This window comes from Sphingomonas daechungensis, from assembly GCF_039543105.1.
In the GTDB taxonomy this organism is placed as follows: Bacteria; Pseudomonadota; Alphaproteobacteria; order Sphingomonadales; family Sphingomonadaceae; genus Sphingomicrobium; species Sphingomicrobium daechungense.
On record NZ_BAABJC010000001.1, the window covers coordinates 2,427,841 to 2,451,411 of the forward strand.

The following is a 23,571-nucleotide window of genomic DNA, read 5'->3' on the forward strand; positions in this document are numbered from 1 at the left end:
CGTGCGGCCTCGACGGCGGGGATGATAGCCGAACTATTCCCGTTCGCCAGCGCCTTCGTCGCGGGAGAAGCGAAGGATGTCGCCGGGCTGGCAGTCGAGCACTCCGCAGATGGCGCTGAGGGTCGAGAAGCGGATCGCGCGGGCTTTGCCTGTCTTGAGGATCGACAGGTTCGCAAGCGTGATATCGATGCGCTCCGCAAGCTCGGTCAGCGTCATCCGCCGCTGGTGAAGCATTTCGTCGAGGTTGACGAGGATCGCCATCAGATCGTGCCCTCGAGATCCTCGCGCATCAGGGTGCCCTCCGCGAAAACACGGGCAAGCACGAACGTCAGCACGACGGAGAGCCAGCCGATCGGTGAAAAGCCGGCGTCGAGATGCAGCGGATGCGCAGGACTGGAGATCGCCTCGCCGATCCCGCCTATGATCATGCTGAGAACCTGCAGCGCCAGCAGGATCCAGGCGATGGTGTTGAGGCGATAGGCATTGTCGGCAACGAAGGGGCTTCCGGCGCGCACGGTCTCGACGATGCGAAGCATGCGCTTGAACATCATGTGATTGAGCGGGATCGCGGCGAGACCGAACGCCGCGATAGTGCGCATGCCGTTCATGAATGCGTGGCCATCGGCATCGGCCGTGACCTCCAGAGCCTTCATCGTCCAGGCCTCGTTGACGAAGGTATAGGCGAGCAGGCCGAGCACCAGCGCGCCGCCGATCCAGTTCAACACGATCAGGATGCGCAAGAAAATCCAGGCTGCGGGCAAAGCGGTAGAGTGTCGCACGGCAAGTCTCCGATTCGTTATCGATAAACAATATGTCATTTATTGTTTTTCGGCAAGTCCAGGCAGCTACTTCCTGCGGAGAACACGTCCAAACAAACCAAATAGGCAAAATAATCGTTGACATCGTGACGCTGTTTGGGTACACGGTAGGCACAGTGAAGAATTGGGTATCGGGCCGGGCTCCTTCGGGAGTGACCGGCCCGAGGCGTTTTGGACATCACGGGTCGAGGCGAGGGAGATACCCCTCGACCATGCAGTCTTGCTGCATGGTCCCCCTCCCCGTTGCGGGGAGGATCAGGATGGCGCGCAGGACGAAGTCTGCCGAGCGTGTGCTTGCCGGCGGGCAAGTCCGCAAGGCGTCGACACGGGATTGGACGAAGGCCAAGGAGGCGGCATTCCTGTCGGTCCTGGCCGAGACCTGCAATGTCACGCTGGCGGCGGGTGAGGCGGGTGTGTCGGTCAGCGCCGTTTATCGGCGCCGCAAGCTGGATGCGGCGTTCCGCGGCGCCTGGATGGAGGCGATCGGGGTCGCCTACCAGCGGCTGGAACTCGTGCTGCTGGAACGGGCGTTCGTCGGGACGGAGAAGACCGTCCGGCGAAAGGACGGCAGCGAGGAGCGGATGATCGAATATCCGACCCAGCTGGCGCTGACCCTGCTGAAGATGCATCGCGACACGGCGGTGGAGGCGGTGACCGAGTTCGATCCCGGCGACGTCGACGAGATCCGCGAGCGCCTGGTCCAGAAGCTGCAGCGGCTGCGCAAGCGCGGCGGATGCGAAGCGGGCTGCGAATGAATGCGGATGCCATCGATTGGCAGATGGAGCTGATCGCCAATGCCTCGGAGGAAGAGCAGCGGCGGCTGATCTGGGGGATGTCCCCGATCGACGTGCTTCGCTTCGACGCCAAGTTCGAAAATTGGGCGCACAGGAACCAGTTTCCGCCCAGTGGTGACGGGTGGCGGACGTGGCTGATGATGGCGGGCCGCGGGTTCGGGAAGACGCGGGCGGGTGCGGAATGGATTCATTCGCTGGCGAATTCGCGGCGCGGGGTGCGCATCGCATTGGTCGGAGCGACGCTTCACGAAGCACGAGCGATCATGGTCGAAGGCGTCAGCGGATTGTTGCGCGTGGCGAAGTTGCGGGGCGAGACGCTGAGCTGGGAGCCAAGCCTGGGGCGTCTGCGGTGGCGGAACGGGAGCGAGGCGCAGATTTTCTCCGGCGAGAATCCGGATGGTTTGCGGGGGCCCGAGCATGATTTCGCCTGGGCCGACGAGCTGGCGAAGTGGGCCCAGCCCGAAGCGGCGTGGGACAATCTGCAGATGGGGCTGCGGCGTGGAACGCGGCCCCGTGCGCTGATCACCACGACGCCGCGGTCGATGCGGTTGCTGGAGACGATCCGGGACGACCGCTGGACGGTGGCGACGAACGGCCGGACCGATGAGAACATCAACCTGGACGAGCGGTACCTGGACGTGATGACGGCGACCTATGGCGGGACCCGGCTGGGGCGGCAGGAACTGGAAGGCGAGCTGATCACCGATGTCGAGGGATCGCTGTGGCCGCGGGAACTGATCGAGCGATGCCGGCTGGTGAGGCCGGAACGGTTCGACCGGATCGTGGTCGGGGTCGATCCTCCGGCCGGGGTCGGCGAGGGATGCGATGCGTGCGGGATCGTCGTTGCCGGGCGCCTCGACGAGCGGTTGTACGTGCTGTCGGACGAGACATGCCAGGGCCTGAGCCCGGAAGGATGGGCGCGGCGCGTCGCTGCAGCCGTCGAACGCTGGGACGCGGACATGGTCGTCGCGGAGGCCAACAATGGGGGAGCGATGGTCAAGAGCGTGCTGGACGCCGCCAATGTCGGCGTGCGGGTGAGGCTGGTTCACGCGTCGCTCGGCAAGGTGGCACGGGCGGAGCCCATCGCGCTTCGATTTGAAAGCGGGCGAGCGTTCCTGACCGGACGTTTCCCGCAACTCGAGGATGAAATGTCGGGGATGGTCGCCGGCGGACAATATCCCCCAGGCCGCTCCCCGGATCGCGCCGACGCAATGGTGTGGGCGATGACGGAGTTGAGCCCGACCAGGAGCGGAATACCGCGGGTGAGGAGACTGTAGTACAGGGCAAGACGCTGCCTGCGGTGGGAGAGTCGAATGCTGTTGCTGTCCATCCTGCTGACCCAGGTCGCAAGCGCGGCTCCGCGTGAGGTGATCGATCTGACGATCCCGCAACCGTGCGTCGCAGCTCCCGCCGATGGCGAGGTGGTCGTCTGTGCCAACCGCAACGGCGAAAGCCCCTACCGGCTGCGGCAGCCGCGCGGGAGGGTGGCGGAAACGGATTTGCCCAAGGCCGAGGTGCAGGTTGCCAACGGCCTGGCCATCGCGGGCGAGACGGAGCAGGCCGATGTCGGCGGGTTTCCGTCAAACCGGGCGATGATCAAGCTGAAGATTAAGTTTTGAGCTGAAAAGGCGGCCCGCGACACGAATGGACGCGGACCGCCTCTACCAGGGGCAACGAAACATGGGGAGCTTGTTGCCTTGCGTCCACCCGGGGCGAACGAATGTTCGACACAGACGCGAGGCGCTGAACCCGCCAAATGAGGCGATGTTCCTAGTGCTGTTTTGCAATCGGCCAGGGCGAGACGATCGCGGGTTCGGGCGAGGCCCATGAAAGCCGCCGAACCGGCGGCTCGACGGCATCAAATTACAGGAGAAACAATGGGTTCGTGGTGGTTCGGCCGAAAGGCCGCGGCTCCGGACGTGCGGGCCTGCGCGCCGGCATGGCTGAGTGCCGAACGACAGGCGGGGTTTGCGCGGAGCTACGAGACGCAAATCGACGAAGTCTTCCGGCGCAATCCGGTCGGGCAGCGAGCAGTTCGCTTGGTGGCTGGGATGCTCGGCGCGTTGCCGGTCTATGCGGCGGAGGGCGATAGTCACGCCGCGAAGATCGTCGGCGCGGATGGCGTTCTGGAGGGCATTGCGGCGCAGCTGCTTCTGCACGGCAATTCCTATGCCCAGCTGATTAGCGGCGATGACGGGGCGCCTGCGGAAATCTGCACGCTGCGGCCGGAGCGGGTGAGCGTGGTTGCGGACGATCGTGGGTGGCCGACGGCCTATCTCTATCGCGTTGGCGGGCGGGTGACGCGGGTCGAGCGGGAGGATGCGCTTGGGCGGCGGCAGGTGGCGCATCTTCGGAGCCTCCATCCGCGCGACGATCATTATGGCATGGGATGTTTGGAGGCGGCTTGCGCCGCGGCGACGGTGCACAATGACGCGAGCCGCTGGAACAAGGCGCTGCTCGACAATGCGGCGCGGCCGAGCGGGGCTTTGGTTTACGATCCGGCGGATGGTTCGACGCTGTCGACCGACCAGTTCACGCGGTTGAAGGACGAGCTTGCCGCGGAGTTTTCCGGGAGCGGGAATGCGGGGCGGCCGTTGCTGCTCGAGGGCGGGCTCAAGTGGTAGGCCTTAAGCCTGACTCCGGCGGACATGGACTTCGTTGCGCTGAAGGAGGGCGCCGCGCGGGACATCGCGCTGGCGTTCGGCGTGCCGCCGGTGCTGGTCGGGCTTCCGGGCGATGCGACTTACGCGAATGCGCGGGAGGCGGGGCGGGCGCTGTACCGGCAGACGATTTTGCCGATGGCGACGCGGATCTTGAATGGGCTGGGCGAGATGCTGAGTGATTGGGTTGGGCCGGTGAAGCTGGCGGTGGACACCGACCAGTTGAGCGAGCTCGCCGAGGACCGGTCGCGGTTGTGGGAGCAGGTTGGGGCGGCGGCGTTCCTCAGTGACGACGAGAAGCGCGAGATGCTGGGGTTTGCGCCGCGAGGTGACGCATGACGGCGGATGCGTTGCTGGCGAGCCTGATGGCACAGAGCGAGGCGCGCGGCGTGGACATGATTACGCTGCGGGCTTTAGTGGAGGAGTCGAGCCAGGCGGGGGCTCGGCGGGCGCTGGCTCAACTCGGGCTGGATGACGAGCGGGCGCGGCGGGACATGGATGAACTGCGCGAGCTGCTGTCGGCCTGGCGCGACGCGAGGCGGAGTGCTGCGCGGGCGGTCGTGACGTGGATTACGAGCGTGGTGCTCGCGCTGCTGCTGATTGGGATCGCGGTGCGGCTTCGGCTGACCGAACTGGTGACCGGATGAGCGTTCGGTTCGCGGGCTATGCGGCGGTGTTCGACCGGCCGGACGGTGGGGGCGACATCATCCGCAAAGGCGAATTCCTCGACAGTTTGAGACGCGCGGGTGAGGTGCCTTTGTTGTGGCAGCACAAGGCGGGGCGGGTGCTCGGGCGGATCGAGCATCTGTCCGAGGACAAGCGCGGGCTGCGCGTGATCGCGCGGCTGGACGGCGGCGCGGAGGGACGGCGGGTTGGCGCGCTGCTGCAGGGCGGGAAGCTGGATGGGTTGAGCTTTGGGTATCGCGTGCGGGAGGCGCGGTCGGGGCCGTGTCGGGAGTTGGTTGAACTGGACCTGGTTGAGGTGAGTTTGGTCGCGAAACCCATGCAGAGGCTGGCGCGGGTACATGCAGTTGAAGAGACTCGTTAAGAGTAAAACGCTAGGTGCGCCGCATGCCAACGAGTGTTCATATCGATATTTCTCTCTTCACGGAGCATGAGGCCGTGGGGATGGTATCGGGCGAGATCCAAATGCCTGCCGCGCCGGCCATTGGGGATGTCATAGCATTCGATCTGCAAGGCGCGGACCTTGTTCGCCATAAAGCTGCGTTCGCGATGGGCCCCATCAAGGTGACCGATCGCATAATTCACACCGGCGCCACCGTGATGTTGGATGACCTGAAGGCCAAGACAAAGGAGGACGCCCTCCAGATGATGGCATTCTTCGAGGATTGTCACGGTCTGTTTGGAGATCGCTGGGACGAGCAAGTTCGACTGGCTGAAGCGGAAGAATAAATGGGTTCCCGCTTTCGCGGGAATGACGATTGAGAAAGTGACGAGGGTCGCGGTTTCCGCGGCCCTTTTTGTTTGGGTTTTGCACGGGAGAAGAAGTGAATGCTGGAAGTGAAGGCGGATGCGCTCGAGCAGTCGTTCGAGGCGTTTGAGGATTATGGCGTGGCGGCGCTGAAGGACGAGCTGGAACAGCTCAAGTCGAAGATTGCTGCGGGCGTGATTGCGGCTCAGCGGCCGGCGCTCGATGGCGTGAAGTCGGTGGCCTCGGCGAGCTTCGTCGACGGCTATTTGCGCAAGGGCAACGAGAGCGGCCTGGAGATGAAGGCGCTTGGGTCGAGCTCGGACGCGATCGGTGGGTATGCGGTTCCGGAAGAGATTGACGCGGTGATCGATCGCACGCTGACGGCGATCTCGCCGATCCGCGCGATTGCCAATGTCGTGAAGGTCGGAAGCGCCGGCTATCGCAAGCTGGTGACCACGGGCGGGACGCCGTCGGGCTGGGTCGGGTTCGAGGCGGCTCGACCAATGACGGGCACGCCGACGTTTACGGAAGTCGTGCCTCCGTCGGGTGAGCTTTATGCCAATCCGGCGGCGTCGCAGCAGATGCTCGACGATGCGGCTTTCGATGTCGAAAGCTGGCTGGCGAACGAGATCGCGACCGAGTTCGCTCGCGCCGAGGGCATGGCATTCGTGAAGGGCAACGGCACGAACCAGCCGCTCGGCTTCCTGAGCTCGCCGAATGCGACGACTGCCGACGGCGTTCGTCCGATAGGTACGCTGCAGACGATCGGGACGGGCGCTGCGGGTGCGTTCGCAGCGACCAATCCGGCGGACAAGCTCGTCGACCTGGTGCAGGCGCTGCGCGCTCCGTACCGGCAGGGGGCCGTGTTCGTGATGAACAGCTCGACACTTGCGGCGATCCGCAAGTTCAAGACGGCGGACGGCGCGTTCCTCTTCCAACCGAGCCTGGCCGCGGGACAGCCGGCGACGTTGCTCGGCTATTCGGTGGTGGAGGCCGAGGACATGCCGGACATTGCCGCGGGATCGCTGTCGATCGCGTTCGGCAACTTCAAGGCGGGCTATGTGATCGCCGAGCGGAATGCGACGCAGATCCTGCGCGATCCGTTCACGAACAAGCCGTACGTCCACTTCTACGCGACTCCTGACCTTTGAGCTGCTTGGCGATGCCGTCGATCCGACGCTCGGCGAAATCCTTAACGAGGTCGGTGAGGGATGCATCGCCTCAAGCGCATCCGAGACAATTGCCGGCTATGCTGCATATGGGTCCAACCGGCGGGTCGCGGTGATGCCGTTGGTCGAGCAATTTGCGGTTCCGCTCTTTGATGACGGGACGCTGCTGCGAGATCCGTTCGTGACGACCTACGTGCCCGGCGTAGATGAGCTGGGTTGTGGTGTGGAAGACGACCATTTACGAAGCGAGCGATCGCAGGCTGCTGCCGGTTCCCTGCCCAAGCGCCTGTCGCTGACGTTCTACGATCCGTCGCGCGATTATCTGGCTGCTCTGATGCAGGCGAACGCCGACGCTGTTGCCGGTGTCGAAGAGCTTGTTGAGCTGCCGGTCGTCATGCCGGCGGATCAGGCCAAGGCAATTGCGGAGAACAGTCTCGCGCGAAAATGGGCGGAGCGCGAGCGCTTGGTTCTCCGCTTGCCGCCGGACGAGATGGCAATCGAGCCGGGGTCGGAAGTCGCGACCGCCGATGGCGTGGTCTGGCGCGTGGAAATGGCTGTGATCGAGCAGATGGCCGTGCGCGTCGATCTGCGCCGGACCGTCGACAGGACGGCCGCGGTGGTCGCGGACTCGGGGACGCATCTGCCGTCCCTTGACTTGGTTGCCGCGCCGACGGTGGTCGCGGTACTCGATCTGCCCGATCTGGGGATCGGACGTCATGACGCGCCGGCGCTTTTCGTCGCCGCTTGCCAGCCGGTTGCGCAATGGCGGCAGGTGCCGCTGGAAGTCACGGTCGGTGGCGAGTTGCTGACAGTTGTTTCTGCGTCGGCGGAAGCAATTATTGGAACTGCGCTGAGCGCGCTTCCCGACGGTCCGACTGATGGCTTCGATGACCTGGGCACGGTTGAGATCGAGCTGTCGGGCGACGACCAGTGGCTAGAGAACCGAGATGACAGCGCACTCGCGAATGGTGCAAATCTGGCGGCGCTTGGCAGCGAACTGATTCAATTTGGACGGGCCGTGCCTGTCGGGTTGCGCCGTTTCAGGCTCGAGCGGCTATTGCGCGGACGTTGCGGAAGCGAGTGGGCAACAGCGTCTCATGCTGCCGGCGAGAAGTTGGTAATGATCAAGGCCGGTACCCTGCAGCAAGTTGCATTGCCGCCATCAGCAATCGGTTCGGTGGCATCGGTCAGGCCAATGGGAGTGGCCGACGGCAACGCCGTTGCGATTCAGCAGGCGGTGACCGGCAAAGCGATGCGGCCGCCCCCGCCGATCGATCTGCAGGCGGCGGCATCGAGCGATGGCACCATAGTCCTATCGTGGGTGCGGCGCAGCAGACTGAGCTGGTCCTGGCCTGCCGGGTCGAAGGTGCCGCTTGGCGAGAGCTCGGAACGATATCGGGTTACGTTGCAAGGGGCTGCCGGAACCCTGACGTTCGCAACGGATGCGCCGAACTATTCGATACCCGGTTCGGTGCTTGCAGGCATGAGTGGGGCGGTGACTGTCTCCGTCGTGCAATTGGGCGATTATGCGGAATCGCGGCCGGTGACAGTGACGACCTCGATCTAGGCGCTGGTCGCGCGTTCCTCGCGTGTGGCTTCGAGTTCCGCGAGCTTCCTCGATGCCAGCCACAAGGCCATGAGCGTGAAAGGCGGGACGATGTACAGTGCGAAGATTCCCGTCGCTAGGCTTCCGGTCAGCGCGGCAACTTTCCCGGAAAAATAGGGGCCGAGTGCCAGTCCGACGAGCGAGGTTCCGAGAACGTAAGTTGCGCCGGCGGTGCCGCGCATGCGCGGCAATACGAGGTCCTGAAGCGTGGCGACGGCGGCGCCAACCCACAGCGCGCTGCATAGCCCGACGTAAGGCGCGACCAGGTAGAAGTTGGTGAGGTTGTCGGTCGTGAAGAGGAAATAGACCGCCGGAGCGGGAAGGACGACAGACGCCATCGCAACGTAGACGCGACCGGCGGGGTGGCGACGCCGCAATTTGTCGCTGACGATGCCCCCAAGGATGACACCGGTGGCCGACGCGAAAGCGGCGCTCCAGCCGAACAGGGTCGAGACTTCTTCCGCGGCGGTTCGTCCCTGGAGCAGCAGCGCCGCGTCTGTTGGGCCGGTGTAGAAGGTTCGCAGCACGTAGGGCGGAATCCAGAAGGCTACGGCATAGGTCATGAAGCTGATGCTTCCGAAGCCGATTGCCAGCGTCACGAACTGGGGAGTGCCCCAGATGAGACGGTGGGTTCCGGGATCGCGATGCTTGAGCGACTGGGTCCAGCTGGAGACTGCGTATATTCCAGTCCACCAGGCAAACCATTGCGGCCAATCGCCGGTGACGCTTCCGAGCAGGAATGCTCCCGCGATGCAGCCGGCAAGGATGAAAAGGTTGGGGACAATCGCACCGGGAATCCGGGCCACGCTGAGCAGTGTCAGAGGCGGGATGATCGCGGCGAGTTCGCGCCCGAACTCTCGCCAAGCATTTGGGCGGACGATCTCGCTCGGATGGCCGTCGATGGCGCCGCGAAGCGGTTCCTTGAGGCTCCAGATCCACGCCGCGAGGAGAATGCCGGGAAGGCCGACTGCGACAAATGCCGCCTGCCAGGGCTCGAGACCCAGCGGCGCCGCCGCGGCATTCGGGTAGGCCCGGCCCCAAGACGCCAGAACGAAGCCGCCGAGGGGCAAGGCGAGACCGCCGCCGATGTACAAACCGCTGGAATAAATCGAGAGCGCCGTCGCGCGGCGTTCCTTCGGGAAATAGTCCGCGATCATCGAGAAGGCGGCCGGGGATGCGCTGGCCTCACCAATGCCCACGCCGACGCGCGCGACGGCAAGCGTGCCGAAGTTCTGGGCGAAGCCTGAGAGAGCAGTCATCGACGACCACAATGCGAGGCCGATGGCCATCAGCCGCCCGCGATACCAGCTGTCTGCCAGGCGTCCGAGCGGGATTCCGAAGAGCGCATAGAAGACGGCGAAGGCGGTACCGTAGAGAAAGCCGATTTGCGCGTCGTCGAGCTTGAGGTCCGCCTTGATGCTCTCCGCAAGGATGGAAAGAATCTGCCGGTCGATGAAGTTGAAGATGTAAACGATGACGAAGAGGATCAGCGCGTACCAGGCGTAGCCGGAAACGCGCGGGCGGTCGGCGGCGGTTGGCTCATCGGTCATCGCTCGCCTCTCCTTCAATCTCGACAAGCTTGCCGCTGCGGAACAGAAACGCAAATTGGGCTTAGTGTCGAGGGGAGACGGTAATGTTGCGCAAGAGTATCCTGGCGATTGCAATCTCGACGGCAGGCTGCGTGCCCATGGCGGCGCCCGATGTTCCAGTCGTGACGTCGAACCTCGTTTCGAGCAGTGGAGCGGTGTTGGGTACCGTGCGCTTGTTCAGCGAGCCGACGGGCCTGACGATCCGGATCGATGCTCGTGGCCTGCCGCCAGGGATGCACGGCGTGCACGTGCATTCCGTCGGGCGCTGCGATGCGCCGGATTTCAAGAGTGCGGGTTCGCATTGGAATCCGACCACCCGCCAACATGGGCACCAGAACCCCGCTGGCTTCCACTCGGGCGATCTCGGCAATCTGGGTGTCGGCCCTGAAGGACGGTTGGTCGTGGGGCTTTTGGTGCCCGGTGCACGTGTTGCTGATGGAAGCGACGGCGACGGGCCGGTGCTCCACGACGCCGATGGCGCCGCGCTGGTCATTCACGCCAGGCCTGATGACGAGAAGACCGATCCGAGCGGCAACAGCGGGGATCGCATTGCTTGTGCGATTTTGTGATATCATCGGGCATAATGGCCAAGACACGGAAGTTGCCGAAGCGGATCGGCGGGGTGAAGATCCCCAAGAAGCTGCGCAAGCGCGGTGGGCAGGTTTACGCCTTCCTGGAAAACCCGCTGGTGTCGAGCATCGTCGCAGCGGCGCTGCTGGCGGCGGCGGACAGTCTTAGCAAAAAGCCGAAGGTGAAGAAGGCGAAGCAGGCGGCTGCCGACACGGCCGAGGCCGCACAAAGCAACGTCGTCGACTTCGCCACCATCCTCGCGTTTGCCGCACGCGAAGGCGCCAGGGCGATCAAAAACCGCTGAGAGTTTTGGCCCGGCCGGGAGGGGGCGTGCCGACCGGGCCAAGCAAACGCCGCGCAGGACGACGCTTGCCTCAGCCGCGCCCGTAACGGGCAAATCTCCGTCGTCTGTAGCTTTACGATGAGCGGAGCCTTGCTTCGGACGGGAGACGCCGGCGGTTCCAAGGCTGAAATCTCAGGGAAAGTCCCGATGCCAGCAGCCGCCAAGGCTGGTGTAGGCGAGGGGGCAGAAGGAGACCCCCTGATGCGCAAGCTCGCCGTTCTCGCCGCCGCACTCGCACTGACTTCGTGCGCGACTGGCCCGACCATTCGAAGCGACTTCGACCCCTCGGTGAACTTCACCAAGCTGCACACCTACACCTGGGTCTTCACGACGCCGCCGGCTGGAATGAACCCGTTGCTGTTCGAGCGCGTACAGGCTTCGATCGACCGTTCGCTGGCGGCGCGAGGCTTCACCAAGGCCGAACCGGGTGACTTCGCCGTGGCGTTCACGCTCGGCCGGCGCGACCGGGTCGAGGTGACCAATTGGGGAGGCTACGGCGGTTTCTACGGCGGCTGGGGCTGGGGACGTCACAGCTGGGGCTGGGCGCCGGTTTACAGCCGTGTTGATGCCAGGACCGTGACCGACGGGACGCTGGCCATCGACATGTTCGACACCGGGACGAAGCACCCGATCTGGCATGGAACCGCCACGCAGCAGATCAATCCGCGCAACCTGCCGGATCAGGCAGCGATCGATCGCGCCATCGACGAGATCATCGCGAAGTTCCCGCCGCAACAATAAGTCCGGATCGGTGACGAAAGATGCCCGGCGGGAGACGATCCCGCCGGGCTTTTTCATTTAGCCGCGATAGTTTCCGGCGGGGCGGATGCGGACGTTGGTGACCGTCCCGCGATAGTCGACGTTGCAGCGGAAGCTGAGGTCGCCGGTCGCCGCATAGCCCTGATTCTGGTAGCCGTAGGCTCGGCCGTTGGGCGGGTAGCCGTTGCGGCTGTCGAGCAGGCCCGAGACGCGCAAGCCGTTGCGCTGGCGTTGCACATCCGTGATCGCAGTCACCCGCAGCGTCGGATTGTAACCCTGTCTGTACCCGCGATTGTTGTTGTAACCGTAGGCGTTGCCATAGGGAGGCCGGTACTGGGCGGACGCCTGGGTCATCGCCGCGCTGGCGCATTGCTGGATCGCCGTGCGGTCGCTGACATTGTAGCGGTTGCCAAGCAGCTGGCCGATGATCGCGCCGAGGCTGTCCTGAGAATTGTATCCGTAACCCTGCTGGTAGCCCTGCTGCGGCGGATAATAGCCGTAGCCCGGCTGGCCCGGCGCCGGTTGCGGCACCTGCGGCTGGTACGGATATTGCGCGGCGGCGGGGGCCGCGAGGCCGATCACCGCGGCTGCGGCCAGAATGCTCTTGCACATCGTCATGCGAATTTCCCTCATCTCGACCGGAGAAACGCCCGGGGAGTTCGGATCAAAAACGCCCGCACGGCGCGATTGATGCATGAACATAAAACAACAACGGCGAGCGTCCGCTGACCTCAGTGCTGATCGTCGAGGCGCATCACGAGGCGAGAGTTCGACCACAGCTCATACCTGTGGCCGTCGATTTTCTCTCGCGCGGCGGCGATCGCCGCTTCGTCATCTTCCGCTTCGATCCACTCGGCGGACATGACCTTTCCCACCCCGTCGAGGCAGTAAAGCCGGTAATTTCCCACTGTTCGCAACCCTTGTTCGTGCTGCCGCCGAAGCGACAATTTGAGGGATAGACGAGCCGTTACGGTTCCGGTTCGATCACTTGCGACGAGTTGTGGTTGCGGGTCGACGATTGGCGGATTTGCTGGATTTTTTCCAAGTCATCTTTACCTTGCGGTCATGACCTTCGACCTCGGCAAGGCAATGGCGAAGAAGGGCGAGTTCGAAAGCGCCCGCCTGGCAGAATTCGGGTTCCGGCAGAGGGCGCGAACGTTCCGAATGATGGCGGGAGAGCTTGGCGCCGAGCCCGCCGACCTGGTCGCGATGGTTGCGCAGATGGACGATGAGGCCATCCTCCAAGAGCTGCGGATTCGCTTTCTGGCGCAGGCCGATCGGATCGAAGCCGCATATGGCCGTTGCGTCGCGGAGGCCCGGGCGCAGTTGATCAGGGAACGTGGAGATCCGACGCCGCATCGGCTGGCCTAACCGGCTGCCGCCAAACGTGCTTTGCAAATCGAACAAGTTCCGACAGTGTGCTGCCCGGCGGCCTGCTTGAAGGGTCCGCATCAGGGGGATTGTTCAATGTTGCATTCGTGTATCGCGCTTGTCGTGTTCGCTGCCGCGCAGGCAGCCGCGCCAGCTTCCAACGGCGTACAGTGGGCGCCGCTTACGCCCAACCAGCCAGCCGCTGCGCCGGCCGCTCAAGTCACCCCGGCCGTTCGCCGGTCGCTTCCCGCCGGAACACAGGTCAGCGTGACGCCGCTCCAGGAAATCAGCAGCAAGCACGTCAAGGAAGGCGAGCGCTTTCAGTTTCGCGTCGTCAATGATGTCGTCGAAAATGGCGTCGTCGTCATCCCGCGCGGATCGATGGCGACCGGTGTGATCAGCATGCAGACCGGCCGCGCGATCGGCGGCAAGTCGGGCAAATTCGACGTTACCTTCGAAAAGGTGGAGGCGAACGGCAGGGTCTTTCCGTTGATGGGCACTCACCGCCAGGAGGGTAAGGGAAACACGGTCGGCGCCTTGCTTGGATCGATCCTGATCAGCGGCCGATCCGCCGTGATGATGCCCGGGCAGATCGTGACCGCCATGGTCAAGGAGCAGACGGACTACTGAGGCCGCGCGCCTGCTTATCGGCCTTCGCCCAAACGTCCTAAGGCAGTTTCGGCGGTTCCGGCGGAGGGGGAGCGGGCGGTTCTGGCGGGCCTGCGGGGCCGCCGGGCAGATTGGCCTGGGATTGGATCGCGCAGTCGCGTAGCCACGGATCGCTGCCGCCGCCGCCCATCCCCTGGCAGCTGACGGTTACGCGCTGGCCGGGCTGCAGCTTCTTGGCGTCCTCGACGGCTAGACCGGCGAGGTCCACGCCCACGGGCACGTCCGGGTTGGACGTCTTCAGGCGCATGTCGAGGCTGTTGTAACCGTCCGGCACGATGCGCAGGAATTCGCCGCTGACCACCATCTCCCGCCCGTCGAACCGTTTCGCGGCGGCGGCGGGGTCCTCGTGGAAGGCGTCGTAGACCTGCTGCGCCTCCACCACGGCCGGAGCCTTGCGCGGAGCGTCGGTGTCGATGTGTATCGACGGGCCGGACAGGCCGAACCGGCCGACCGCGGCGAAGGCGAGGACGATCGCGGCGCCGCCGATCAGGATCGTCTTGCGATTGGACCGGAGCTCTTCAACCGTGCGCTGGCCGCGCGCGCCGCGCTTGTGGGCGGCGAGGCCAGGATCCATCGGCGATCCGCACTGCGGGCAGAATTCGCGCAGGACGTGAACGTCGGCAGCACATTCCGGACACTCCACCTGACGCCTCTTTTCCTATCCGCGAAAGTCGCGGCCATTTGCCATGGAGTCCTGATGCGCGGCAAGAGGTTCGGGCGGCTTGCCCGAACGAGGCGTTTTCGCGCAGGATGCGGGCATGGCGATACAGGGTTCCTGCCATTGCGGGGCGGTGCGGATCGAAGTTCCGGAGGCACCCGAATGGGTCGGCAGCTGCAATTGCAGCTTTTGCCGCAAGATCGGGTCGCTGATGGCGTATTATCCGGATGACGGAAGGGTCAGGATCACCGGCGAGACGGTGGCCTACATTTGGGGCGACCGGATGATTTCCCAGCACCATTGCCCGGCCTGCGGATGCTACACCGATTGGCGCAGCACGGGCGGAAGCTACGGCAAGGTCGGCGTCAACGCGCGGCTGCTCGACGGGTTCGAGCTGCGCGACGGGCGCGTCCTGTTCGACGGCAACGCACTGGAAGTCCGGTTTCTCGATAACGCCGACTAGCGGTCAGCGCCGATCGGCCAGGTGCGAGCGGTGCGCCTGTCGAGCGCGCGGGCGGTGAGGAGGTCGGCGGCCATGGCTCCGCCGACGAAGGCGAGGGCTCCGGCGATGGCGCCCTTGCGGTTCGAGCCACGCAGCGCGAGGCCGAGCGCTCCGGCATCCATCGCGTCGCCGATCACGCGGTTCCACATGTTGGTCGACACGGCAGGGCCGCGCAGGAGCATTCCGCCGGCGGCGAGCTCGCGCAGGCCGAAGGCGAAGAGGGTGTTGCGCGCGGCACGGCTGCCCTCCAGCCCGAGCCAGCGCGCCAGCCGCCCAGGCGCGGCAACCTCCAGCAGTCCAAGCGCAATGCTGAAATAGCCGAGCCCGAGCGCGATCCGCTTGGTCGTGACCCCGCCCGTTTCCTTCCGATTTTCGTCAGCCATCGAGAATTTCCTTTCGATGCAAACAACATGCGGGGCGGAGACGCCGTTCCTACTGCTGATCGTCGACCCGCCTATGAACGAGCGCCGGTCGGCCTCGCGCGATTTCGGCGGAAGCGATCCCGGGATTTGCGAGCAAGAATTTTAGGACGCGATCCGGAGCATTGCTCAACAAGTTGGTAATCGCGCGCCGGCTGCTGCTTGCCGAACTCAGCGGCGATCCCGACGCGCGGGCGGCGTGGGCAGTGCTGCCGGCCGATTGGGAGAGAGCGGTGACGTTCCTGCCGCAGGACGATGAGCCGTCCGGCGTGCCGAGCTTTCGCGGCGCCGACATGCTGCTTACGGCGAGCGCCGGCTATTTGGCGGAGATTAGAGCCTGAATATTTACATTTGGGTCATGAGTAATAACAGTGGAAAGATCTGCTGCACCTTTCACGAGCATAACAAACATCACACCAATTATCATAATCGGAGCGGCAGCTAACCAAAAATATTGTTTGATGTTCTTGCTACCGTGGTTAACAAATTCAACAATCTCGGTTGGAAAAAGATTGATATTGTTGCGCAACGATTTCAGTGTGGCCTCGCTGTTTTGCACCTCGGTTGCTAATTCGGCTGATCGTTTTTCGAGCAGATCAGTCCGTTGCTGAAGGTCACGAAACCTTGCGTTGCCTTCGTCCAACGCCCTCGTTGCCTCACCGTTCTCGGTGATGAGTTCGTTCTTCTTGTGAGCAAGGTCGTCAACGGTCTTTTTCGCGCGCGAAGCGGTCTGTTTAAGGGTGGCAATTTCTCGGAGATAGTCTGCCTGTTGAGGTCGGCTTGTGCTGCGGCAGTTATCTTTTGATCCGCTTTCGCGACGACCTTGTCAGCAACGTCGACTATGCTCTGTTTCAAGCCTTCGAGATTGGACAGGGAATCTAAAGCGGCTGGAAGTCGGATACAACAGCGGCTCAGAAGACTTCAATTAATGGCTATTAAATCCGACTGATTTCCATCCGATGAAGCCTTCGCCGTCTTTCGCTTCGCATTATTCGGCGCGCTATCCACCACTTCGGGTTTCACACTAGCGCGCTCCAAAAGCGGCTTCAGATACTGCCCCGTAAAGCTTTCCCGGCAGGCGGCGATGTCTTCCGGGGTGCCGGTGACCACGATGCGGCCGCCGTTGACGCCTCCACCGGGGCCGAGGTCGATGACGTGGTCGGCGGTCTTGATGACGTCCAGGTTGTGTTCGATCACGACGACAGTGTTGCCGGTCTCAACCAGGCGGTGGAGCACCTCCATCAGCTTGCGCACGTCCTCGAAATGGAGGCCGGTGGTGGGCTCGTCGAGGATGTAGAGCGTCTTGCCGGTGGCCCGCCGCGACAGCTCCTTCGACAGCTTCACGCGCTGTGCCTCGCCGCCCGACAGGGTCGTCGCCTGCTGCCCGACCTTGATGTAGCCGAGGCCGACCTCCTGCAGCATGCGCATCTTGTCGCGGATGCCGGGGACGGCCTTGAAGAACTCGGCCGCGTCCTCGACCGTCATGTCGAGCACGTCGGCGATCGACTTGCCCTTGAACTTCACCTCCAGCGTCTCGCGGTTGTAGCGCGCGCCGTGGCAGACGTCGCAGGTGACGTAGACGTCGGGCAGGAAGTGCATCTCGATCTTCAACAGGCCGTCGCCGGTGCATTTCTCGCAGCGGCCGCCCTTCACGTTGAAGCTGAAGCGGCCGGGCTTGTAGCCGCGCGCTTGCGCCTCCGGCAGGCCGGCGAACCAGTCGCGGATCTGGGTGAAGGCGCCGGTGTAGGTCGCCGGGTTAGACCGCGGAGTGCGGCCGATCGGCGACTGGTCGATATCGATGACCTTGTCGAGGTTGGCGAGGCCGTCGATGCCGTCGCACGGGCCGCAGACGATGCGGGCGCCGTTCAGCGCTCGGGCGGCGCCGGCGTAGAGCGTATCGATGGTCAGCGAGGATTTGCCCGAGCCGCTGACTCCGGTGACGCAGGTGAAGGTGCCGAGCGGGAACTTCGCGGTCACGTTCTGGAGATTATTGGCCTTGGCGCACTTCACGGTGACGAACTTGCCGCTGCCCTTCAGGCGCCTTTTCGGCAGCGGGATTTCGCGGCGGCCGGTGAGATAGTCGGCGGTGACGCTGGTTTCGCACGCGAGCAACTCGTCGAGCGTGCCCTGGCAGACGACCTCGCCGCCGTGAACGCCGGCGCCGGGGCCCATGTCGATCACATGGTCGGCGGTGCGGATCGCATCCTCGTCATGCTCGACGACGAGCACGGTGTTGCCGAGCGACTTCAGGCGCTTCAGCGTTTCGAGGAGGCGGTCGTTGTCCTTCTGGTGGAGGCCGATCGACGGTTCGTCGAGGACGTAGAGGACGCCGGAGAGGCCGGAGCCGATCTGCGAGGCGAGGCGGATGCGCTGGCTCTCGCCGCCGCTTAGCGTGCCCGACGTGCGGTCGAGGTGGAGATAGTCGAGGCCGACGTTGTGGAGGAAGCCGAGGCGCTCGTTGATTTCCTTGAGAATGACGTGCGCGATTTCCCGTTGAACCGGGTTGAGCTTGTCTTCGAGACTACCGAACCAGGCGTAGGCGTCCGCGACCGATCGGCGTGTGGAGAGGGAGATATCCTCGCCGGCGATCTTCACGCTGAGCGCTTCGGGCTTGAGGCGGGCGCCGTGGCAGACTTCGCACGGGCGGCTGGCCTGGTAGCGGCTGAGCTCCTCTCGCATCCAGGCGGACTCGGTCTGCAGCATGCGGCGGTTGAGGTTGCCGATCACGCCTTCGAACGGCTTCTTCACCTCGTAGGACTTGCGGCCGTCGACGAAGCGGAGGGTGACGGCGCGGCCCTTGGTGCCGAACAGGATGACGTCCCGCGCCTCCTCCGGCAGGTCGGCCCATGGCGTTTCGAGGTCGAAATCGTAGGCGCGGGCGAGCGAGCTCAGCACCTGCATGTAATAGGGCGAGGGCGGGTTGGACTTGGCCCAGGGGACGACGGCGCCCTTCTTGATCGACAGCGCGTGGTTGGGGACGACGAGGTCCTCGTCGAACACCAGCTTCTCGCCGAGGCCGTCGCAGGCGGGGCAGGCGCCCTGCGGCGCGTTGAAGCTGAACAGGCGCGGCTCGATCTCGGCGATGGTGAAGCCGCTGACCGGGCAGGCGAACTTCTCCGAGAAGAGGATGCGGCCGGGCGGGGAGTAGTCGAGCTTCATCCCCTTCGCGGTCGGCGCGTCTTCGGCGTCTGGTTGCGGGTCGGCGGGGTCGAGATAGGCGAGGCCCTCGGCGAGCTTCAGCGCAGTCTCGAAGCTGTCGGCGAGGCGCGGCTCGATGCCTTCGCGGACAACGATGCGGTCGACCACGATCTCGATGTCGTGCTTGTACTTCTTGTCGAGCGCCGGCGCGTCCTCGATGTCGTGGAACTCGCCGTCGATGCGGACGCGGGTGAAGCCGGCCTTCTGCCATTCCGCGAGCTCCTTGCGATACTCGCCCTTGCGGCCGCGCACGACGGGCGCGAGCAGATAATGGCGGCTGCCGTCGGGCAGGCCCATCACGCGGTCGACCATCTGGCTGACCTGCTGCGCCTCGATCGGGAGGCCGGTCGCGGGCGAGTAGGGAATGCCGACGCGCGCCCAGAGCAGGCGCATGTAGTCGTAGATCTCTGTGACCGTCGCGACCGTCGAGCGCGGGTTTCGCGAGGTAGTCTTCTGCTCGATCGAGATGGCGGGCGACAGGCCGTCGATATGCTCGACGTCCGGCTTTTGCATCATCTCCAGAAACTGACGCGCGTAAGCCGAGAGGCTCTCGACGTAGCGGCGCTGCCCCTCGGCGTAGATGGTGTCGAACGCGAGCGAGGATTTGCCCGAGCCGGAGAGGCCGGTGATGACCGTCAGGCTCTCGCGCGGGATGTCCACGTCGACCGCCTTCAGATTATGTTCGCGCGCCCCGCGGACGGAAATATGAGTCAGCATCAGCCGGTTTTCGTTCCGTTTATGTTCTGGTTAAACGAGCCACCGCTGATGGTCAACGCGGCTTAAGTCCATGTGGGTTCGCGCGGCGGATTCTGCAACTCATCGATAGCATTGGCGCGTTTGTCGATGCCGGGTATCTGCAGGTGCAGTGACGGCCGAAGTCGCGCCGTCAAATCAAACATTTGGGGGCAAATGATGATTCTCTCTTACCGGCGCCGTGCATCGCGGTTTGGCGCAATGCTTCTCGCGTGCAGCGCACTCGTCGCCATTCCCGCTTCGGCGCAGGAATCGCCGACAACCGTCCACTTCGGCAAATGGGGTGTCGACCTGTCGACCCGCGACCTGTCGGTGAATCCCGGCGACGACTTCCAGCGCTACGCCGCCGGCAAGTGGATGGACGAGAACGAGATCCCGGCCGACAAATCGCAGAACGGCGTCGGATCCGAACTCGCCGACCGTAACCAGGAGCAGTTGCGTGCGATCGTCGCAAGCTCTCCGGCGAACAGCCAGATCGGCGCATTCTACGCCAGCTACATGGACGAGGCGCGGCTGGAGCAGCTCGACGCTGCGCCGCTGAAGGCTGACCTCGACCGCATCGCGGCGATCAAGACCAAGGACGAGTTCGCCAAGAGCATGGCCGACAGCTTCGCCGACTTCGGGTCGACTCTGTTCGGTGTCGGAGTCCTTCCCGATCCCGCCAATCCAACCATCAACATCGCGTTCGTCGGCTCGGGCGGGATGGGCTTGCCCGACCGCGACTATTACTTGCTCGACAAGTACAAGCCGCAGCGAGACGCTTACCGCGCTTACATCCAGCGTACGTTGGAGCTGACCAACACGCCGAATGCATCGGCAGCGGCGGACGAGGTGCTCGCGTTCGAAACGGAGATCGCCAAGGTATCCTGGCCGCAAGCCGACCTGCGCGACCTCGACAAGCTCAACAATCCCATGACCGCCGCGCAGCTCTCCGCTTACGCGCCCGGACTGGATTGGAACCGCTATCTTTCCGAAACGGGCGTCGTCGCTCCGAAGTATATCGTCGGGGACAATACGGCGGTGAAGGCGGTAGCGGCGCTTTACGAGACGACGCCGCTGGAAACGCTGAAGACCTGGCAGCGGTTCAAGGTCACCGACCAGGCCGGCAACTATCTTTCCAAGCGCTTCGTCGATAGCAAGTTCGCCTTCACCAAGACGCTGAGCGGAGCGAAGGAGCTTCGCCCTCGCTGGCGTCGCGGCATCGGCGAAGTCGACGGCCGGCTCGGCGAATTGCTTGGTCAAACTTACGTCGACAAATACTTCAGCCCGCAATCCAAGGCCGCGATGGAAGAGCTGGTCGCCAACCTTAAAAAGGCGGCGGCGGTCCGGATCCAGGAAAACAGCTGGATGGAGCCGGCGACCAAGAAGGCGGCCCTGACCAAGCTCGGCCGGATGGACGTCATGGTCGGCTATCCCGAGAAATTCCGCGACTTCTCGAAGCTGGAGATGAAGCCGGACGATCTGTACGGCAACGTGAAGCGCAGCGCGGCCTTCGAATGGGATTATGCGCTGAGCGATCTTGGTAAGCCTGTCGACCGCAAGAAGTGGGCGATGAGCCCGGCGACCGTGAACGCCTACAACGGCGGTCTCGAGAACAAGATCGTCTTCCCGGCCGGCATCCTGCAGCCGCCCTTCTTCGACCTGAGCGCGGACGACGCCGTCAATTACGGTGCGATCGGCGCGATCATCGGCCATGAAATCATGCACGGCTTCGACGACCAGGGCCGCAAGATCGACGAGAATGGCGCGATCCGGGACTGGTGGACAAAGGCGGATGCAACGCGGTTCAAGTCGCTAACCGACGCGCTCGGCAAGCAGTACGCGTCCTATGAAGCCGCGCCGGGCGTATTCATCAACGGCAACCTGACGATGGGCGAAAACATCGGTGACATGTCGGGGCTGGAGGTCGCCTATTCGGCATACAAAATGTCGCTGAACGGCAAGCCCGCCCCTGTGATCGATGGTTTGACCGCGGACCAGCGCTTCTTCCTGTCCTTCGCCCAGGCGTGGCGCGGTGAGCAACGGGACGATGCGATCAAGACGCAGGTCGCGTCCGACCCGCATAGTCCGCGCCGTTACCGGATCATCGGTCCGCTTCGGAATCTCGACGCCTGGTACGCCGCGTTCGATATCAAGCCGGGCTCGAAGTTCTACATCCCGCCGGAGCAGCGCGTCCGGATCTGGTAATCGGCAAGTCGTTCCTCGACTGCTGAGGGGAGTGCGCGGCTGGGCATCGTCAGCCGCGCATTTCTTTGCGCGGGAAATCCTCGGCGGGAGTTTCGGCCTCTGCCGATTTACGGCCAGGCAGTGTGAAGACGTTGCTTGGCCAGCGTCCGGCAGGGCGCCAGTGCTGCTTTTTCAATCCTCGATGGTCGAGCCAGTCGACAATGGATTGCAGCCATTCGCCGCGGCGGATTGCGATCGGGTGCCAGGACAGAGGATCGAACCCGGTCCAAGGCATGAACGGTGAGCGGCGCGAAAATGCCCAGAGCTCCACACGCATGGTCGGCCGCGTCGATTGGGCGCGTGCATGGAAACCGCAGGTGTCGACCACTACCAGGGTGTTCGCTGGAACGCTGAAGTGTGTCGGTTGCGGAAGGCCGAGCTCCGCCAGCTCTTCTAACGCAATGCGAAATGAGCCGCGCTGTGACAGCCGGTCACCGGTTTCCAGCACGTCGACGCTCTTGCGTTTCTCCCACGCGATCCGGGCGTCCGACAGGCGATGCGATCCCGCGACGTAGGTCAGCGGCCGGCCATCGTCTGGGACGTCGGACAGGAAGAGCCAGGCCTTCATCGAAGGCTGGAACGTGTCGGCGTGAAGCTCGAGCTGCGGATCGGGCGGGCCCTCGGCAACCCCTCCGGCAATGGCCTGGACGTAGTACAGCGGCGCGCTTCGCGTACTCGCGACATAGGCCAGCAGGCCCTTCCACCGGCGGCTGTCCAGCAGCTTGGCGAGCTCCGGTAGACGGCGGCGGAAGCCGGGGCCGATGGGAATTCGATGCGTTAGGGTGTCGCCCTGTTGCTGGCTTCGGCACTCCAGGGCCGGATCGAGAAGTTCGCGCTGGAAGGACTGGAAGAGATCCTGGGGCAAGAAGTCGTGAATTAGCACATAGCCGTCGCGGTCGAACTGTTCACGAAGCTCGAGCGGGATGTCACCAGCAAGCCGACTTCGCCTCGAACGCGCCAAGGCATGTGCACCTTTGAGGCGCCAAACATGAAGGCCTGCTGCGTTCAGCCGCCTGGAACCGAGGATCGGGTTATCGACGAAGCTCTTCGCGCCGGTCAGCAGAGCGGCCAGCCAGAACGGCGCGCGCCACCAGGACTTCAGAATCGTTTGTTTAGGCGGCATGCGAAGAATCGCGTCCTTGCCTTGTAATCTTCGGCCGCGCGCCAGACCCGGAGCAGATACGCATCTCTATTAACTCGAGTACTTGATCATGGCTGAGCATATCCTTCTAGCAATTCTCATTCAGCTATTGGTTAGATTTATTTCCGGGAGTTGGTGGGCGGGTGCGGCAGCCGCTTGCGCATGGTTCATCTCCCGGGAGATTGCCCAGGCGGAATATCGCTGGATCGAGTATTTCGGGTCCGGCCTCCGCGCGAACATGCCATGGTGGGGGCGCTTCGATCCGCGGGTGTGGAACAAGGTCTATCCCTGGCTCGACTGGATTCTGCCTTCGCTCGTGACGATCGGGATCGCGGCGTTCGTTCAGCGAAGATCGAAGGTCGCGACCTCTTCATAGTGCGGCCCGTGGCGTGACAGCTTGCTTTCGAACAGGATGAAGCGGTTAACCCAGAAGGTCTCGGACCTTAACTCCGAGTTGCGCCGCATGAACGCCTCGATCGCCCCGGAGCCCCGCCGATTCCAGCGGGCGAGCGTGATATGAGGCGAAAAAGCGCGATGCTCGGGCTCGAGTCCCGCCTGCTGGATGGCGCGTTCGACCTTGGCCGCAAGCGCAGCGACCGGAGCTTTCGGTTCGACGCCCGCCCACAAGGCACCGCCGCTGCGGCGTTCGAACTTCCCAACGCCGGCCACTCGCAACTCGAACACCGCCGAATGGATCTGGCCCAGCGCAGAAGCGATGTCCGAGGCGACCGGACGCTCGACTTCTCCAACAAACCGTAGCGTCAAGTGGAGCTGCTCATCGCCGACCCAGCGCAGCGCAGGACTGTCGTCCATGGCGTCTATCAGCAGGTCGCGAACACCCTCCGGCGGGCGGATGGCGACGAACAACCGGTGCATCGCTCTCCTTTCGCACGA

At 64.0% G+C, this 23,571-nt stretch carries 28 protein-coding genes and 1 pseudogene; 18 read left to right on the forward strand and 11 right to left on the reverse strand.

The genetic code is table 11. The features are described 5' to 3' along the window. Positions 1 to 33 precede the first annotated feature (33 nt). Together ABD928_RS12660 and ABD928_RS12665 are read right to left on the reverse strand one after the other, a co-directional pair. Positions 34 to 261, reverse strand: coding sequence for a helix-turn-helix domain-containing protein (locus tag ABD928_RS12660; protein ID WP_187714950.1), 228 nt, complete (start codon positions 259 to 261; stop codon positions 34 to 36). Further along, positions 261 to 740, reverse strand: coding sequence for a DUF2975 domain-containing protein (locus ABD928_RS12665; protein ID WP_187714949.1), 480 nt, complete (start codon positions 738 to 740; stop codon positions 261 to 263). The genes ABD928_RS12660 and ABD928_RS12665 overlap by 1 nt, the downstream gene beginning before the upstream one ends. Before the next feature lie 338 nt (positions 741 to 1,078). Between ABD928_RS12665 and ABD928_RS12670 the strand changes: the two genes are divergently transcribed. The 9 genes and pseudogenes from ABD928_RS12670 (at position 1,079) to ABD928_RS12710 (ending at position 8,440) form a co-directional block, all read left to right on the forward strand. Next, positions 1,079 to 1,573 carry a hypothetical protein gene (locus ABD928_RS12670; RefSeq protein WP_187714948.1) on the forward strand — a complete coding sequence of 165 codons (495 nt, stop codon included), beginning with the start codon at positions 1,079 to 1,081 and terminating at the stop codon, positions 1,571 to 1,573. Continuing rightward, the gene (locus ABD928_RS12675; protein ID WP_345169323.1) at positions 1,570 to 2,889 is read left to right on the forward strand and encodes a DNA-packaging protein; all 1,320 of its coding nucleotides are present in this window, start codon (positions 1,570 to 1,572) and stop codon (positions 2,887 to 2,889) included. The genes ABD928_RS12670 and ABD928_RS12675 overlap by 4 nt, the downstream gene beginning before the upstream one ends. Positions 2,890 to 2,925: 36 nt before the next feature. Then, entirely contained in the window at positions 2,926 to 3,231 is a 306-nt protein-coding gene (locus tag ABD928_RS12680) for a hypothetical protein (protein WP_187714947.1), read from the forward strand. 432 nt (positions 3,232 to 3,663) lie between these two features. Further along, a pseudogene (locus ABD928_RS12685) lies at positions 3,664 to 4,611 on the forward strand (phage portal protein). Then, the gene (locus tag ABD928_RS12690) at positions 4,608 to 4,919 is read left to right on the forward strand and encodes a DUF6127 family protein (RefSeq protein WP_187714946.1); all 312 of its coding nucleotides are present in this window, start codon (positions 4,608 to 4,610) and stop codon (positions 4,917 to 4,919) included. Before ABD928_RS12685 ends, ABD928_RS12690 begins: the two are co-directional and overlap by 4 nt. Then, positions 4,916 to 5,320 (forward strand): HK97 family phage prohead protease, encoded by a 405-nt coding sequence (locus ABD928_RS12695; protein ID WP_187714945.1) that lies wholly within the window; start codon positions 4,916 to 4,918, stop codon positions 5,318 to 5,320. The genes ABD928_RS12690 and ABD928_RS12695 overlap by 4 nt, the downstream gene beginning before the upstream one ends. 23 nt (positions 5,321 to 5,343) lie before the next feature. Next, a complete protein-coding gene (locus ABD928_RS12700) occupies positions 5,344 to 5,685 on the forward strand; it encodes a hypothetical protein (protein WP_187714944.1) in 342 nt (113 codons plus the stop codon). 99 nt (positions 5,686 to 5,784) lie between these two features. Further along, entirely contained in the window at positions 5,785 to 6,855 is a 1,071-nt protein-coding gene (locus ABD928_RS12705) for a phage major capsid protein (protein ID WP_345169330.1), read from the forward strand. Continuing rightward, positions 6,782 to 8,440, forward strand: a complete 1,659-nt coding sequence (locus ABD928_RS12710) for a phage tail protein (protein ID WP_187714943.1) — start codon at positions 6,782 to 6,784, stop codon at positions 8,438 to 8,440. Before ABD928_RS12705 ends, ABD928_RS12710 begins: the two co-directional genes overlap by 74 nt. On the opposite strand, the gene ABD928_RS12715 is transcribed toward ABD928_RS12710, so the two are convergent. Then, positions 8,437 to 10,029 carry a spinster family MFS transporter gene (locus ABD928_RS12715; protein ID WP_345169333.1) on the reverse strand — a complete coding sequence of 531 codons (1,593 nt, stop codon included), beginning with the start codon at positions 10,027 to 10,029 and terminating at the stop codon, positions 8,437 to 8,439. The genes ABD928_RS12710 and ABD928_RS12715 overlap by 4 nt on opposite strands. Positions 10,030 to 10,112: 83 nt before the next feature. Here ABD928_RS12715 and ABD928_RS12720 point away from each other — a divergent pair, with 83 nt between their 5' ends. The 3 genes from ABD928_RS12720 to ABD928_RS12730 all read left to right on the forward strand — a co-directional run bounded on the left by ABD928_RS12720 (position 10,113) and on the right by ABD928_RS12730 (position 11,722). Further along, positions 10,113 to 10,637 carry a superoxide dismutase family protein gene (locus ABD928_RS12720; protein WP_187714942.1) on the forward strand — a complete coding sequence of 175 codons (525 nt, stop codon included), beginning with the start codon at positions 10,113 to 10,115 and terminating at the stop codon, positions 10,635 to 10,637. A 14-nt stretch (positions 10,638 to 10,651) separates the two neighbouring features. Then, the gene (locus ABD928_RS12725) at positions 10,652 to 10,942 is read left to right on the forward strand and encodes a hypothetical protein (protein ID WP_187714941.1); all 291 of its coding nucleotides are present in this window, start codon (positions 10,652 to 10,654) and stop codon (positions 10,940 to 10,942) included. Between the two features lie 240 nt (positions 10,943 to 11,182). Next, positions 11,183 to 11,722, forward strand: a complete 540-nt coding sequence (locus ABD928_RS12730; RefSeq protein WP_223276418.1) for a DUF4136 domain-containing protein — start codon at positions 11,183 to 11,185, stop codon at positions 11,720 to 11,722. A 57-nt stretch (positions 11,723 to 11,779) separates the two neighbouring features. On the opposite strand, the gene ABD928_RS12735 is transcribed toward ABD928_RS12730, so the two are convergent. Both ABD928_RS12735 and ABD928_RS12740 read right to left on the reverse strand, forming a co-directional pair. After that, positions 11,780 to 12,373 carry a hypothetical protein gene (locus ABD928_RS12735; RefSeq protein WP_345169340.1) on the reverse strand — a complete coding sequence of 198 codons (594 nt, stop codon included), beginning with the start codon at positions 12,371 to 12,373 and terminating at the stop codon, positions 11,780 to 11,782. A gap of 98 nt (positions 12,374 to 12,471) precedes the next feature. Continuing rightward, positions 12,472 to 12,648 (reverse strand): hypothetical protein, encoded by a 177-nt coding sequence (locus tag ABD928_RS12740; RefSeq protein ID WP_345169343.1) that lies wholly within the window; start codon positions 12,646 to 12,648, stop codon positions 12,472 to 12,474. A gap of 157 nt (positions 12,649 to 12,805) precedes the next feature. On the opposite strand from ABD928_RS12740, the gene ABD928_RS12745 reads away from it, so the two are divergent. Both ABD928_RS12745 and ABD928_RS12750 read left to right on the forward strand, forming a co-directional pair. Beyond that, the gene (locus tag ABD928_RS12745) at positions 12,806 to 13,111 is read left to right on the forward strand and encodes a hypothetical protein (RefSeq protein ID WP_187714939.1); all 306 of its coding nucleotides are present in this window, start codon (positions 12,806 to 12,808) and stop codon (positions 13,109 to 13,111) included. 96 nt (positions 13,112 to 13,207) lie between these two features. Continuing rightward, positions 13,208 to 13,741: a hypothetical protein gene (locus tag ABD928_RS12750; RefSeq protein WP_345169347.1), complete on the forward strand. Its 534-nt coding sequence runs from the start codon at positions 13,208 to 13,210 to the stop codon at positions 13,739 to 13,741. Between the two features lie 37 nt (positions 13,742 to 13,778). Here ABD928_RS12750 and ABD928_RS12755 read toward each other — a convergent pair whose 3' ends face one another. Next, complete coding sequence (locus tag ABD928_RS12755; protein WP_345169350.1) at positions 13,779 to 14,423, reverse strand: hypothetical protein; 645 nt, start codon at positions 14,421 to 14,423, stop codon at positions 13,779 to 13,781. A gap of 115 nt (positions 14,424 to 14,538) precedes the next feature. Here ABD928_RS12755 and ABD928_RS12760 point away from each other — a divergent pair, with 115 nt between their 5' ends. Further along, on the forward strand, positions 14,539 to 14,901 hold the full coding sequence (locus tag ABD928_RS12760) for a GFA family protein (RefSeq protein WP_345169353.1): 363 nt from the start codon (positions 14,539 to 14,541) through the stop codon (positions 14,899 to 14,901). On the opposite strand, the gene ABD928_RS12765 is transcribed toward ABD928_RS12760, so the two are convergent. Continuing rightward, positions 14,898 to 15,323, reverse strand: a complete 426-nt coding sequence (locus ABD928_RS12765; protein WP_187714937.1) for a hypothetical protein — start codon at positions 15,321 to 15,323, stop codon at positions 14,898 to 14,900. The genes ABD928_RS12760 and ABD928_RS12765 overlap by 4 nt on opposite strands. A gap of 161 nt (positions 15,324 to 15,484) precedes the next feature. Between ABD928_RS12765 and ABD928_RS12770 the strand changes: the two genes are divergently transcribed. Further along, the gene (locus ABD928_RS12770) at positions 15,485 to 15,700 is read left to right on the forward strand and encodes a hypothetical protein (RefSeq protein ID WP_187714936.1); all 216 of its coding nucleotides are present in this window, start codon (positions 15,485 to 15,487) and stop codon (positions 15,698 to 15,700) included. On the opposite strand, the gene ABD928_RS12775 is transcribed toward ABD928_RS12770, so the two are convergent. Further along, complete coding sequence (locus ABD928_RS12775) at positions 15,676 to 16,002, reverse strand: hypothetical protein (RefSeq protein ID WP_187714935.1); 327 nt, start codon at positions 16,000 to 16,002, stop codon at positions 15,676 to 15,678. The genes ABD928_RS12770 and ABD928_RS12775 overlap by 25 nt on opposite strands. Before the next feature lie 278 nt (positions 16,003 to 16,280). Beyond that, the gene (gene uvrA, locus ABD928_RS12780) at positions 16,281 to 19,274 is read right to left on the reverse strand and encodes an excinuclease ABC subunit UvrA (protein ID WP_345169359.1); all 2,994 of its coding nucleotides are present in this window, start codon (positions 19,272 to 19,274) and stop codon (positions 16,281 to 16,283) included. Positions 19,275 to 19,511: 237 nt separating this feature from the next. Between uvrA and ABD928_RS12785 the strand changes: the two genes are divergently transcribed. Continuing rightward, positions 19,512 to 21,497, forward strand: a complete 1,986-nt coding sequence (locus ABD928_RS12785) for a M13 family metallopeptidase (protein ID WP_345169362.1) — start codon at positions 19,512 to 19,514, stop codon at positions 21,495 to 21,497. Between the two features lie 49 nt (positions 21,498 to 21,546). On the opposite strand, the gene ABD928_RS12790 is transcribed toward ABD928_RS12785, so the two are convergent. Then, positions 21,547 to 22,659, reverse strand: coding sequence for a phytanoyl-CoA dioxygenase family protein (locus ABD928_RS12790; protein WP_187714934.1), 1,113 nt, complete (start codon positions 22,657 to 22,659; stop codon positions 21,547 to 21,549). Positions 22,660 to 22,786: 127 nt separating this feature from the next. Between ABD928_RS12790 and ABD928_RS12795 the strand changes: the two genes are divergently transcribed. Further along, positions 22,787 to 23,053, forward strand: a complete 267-nt coding sequence (locus ABD928_RS12795) for a hypothetical protein (RefSeq protein ID WP_345169366.1) — start codon at positions 22,787 to 22,789, stop codon at positions 23,051 to 23,053. On the opposite strand, the gene thpR is transcribed toward ABD928_RS12795, so the two are convergent. Further along, positions 23,020 to 23,553, reverse strand: coding sequence for an RNA 2',3'-cyclic phosphodiesterase (thpR, locus tag ABD928_RS12800; protein WP_187714933.1), 534 nt, complete (start codon positions 23,551 to 23,553; stop codon positions 23,020 to 23,022). The two genes, ABD928_RS12795 and thpR, sit on opposite strands and share 34 nt — an antisense overlap. Positions 23,554 to 23,571: the final 18 nt, after the last annotated feature.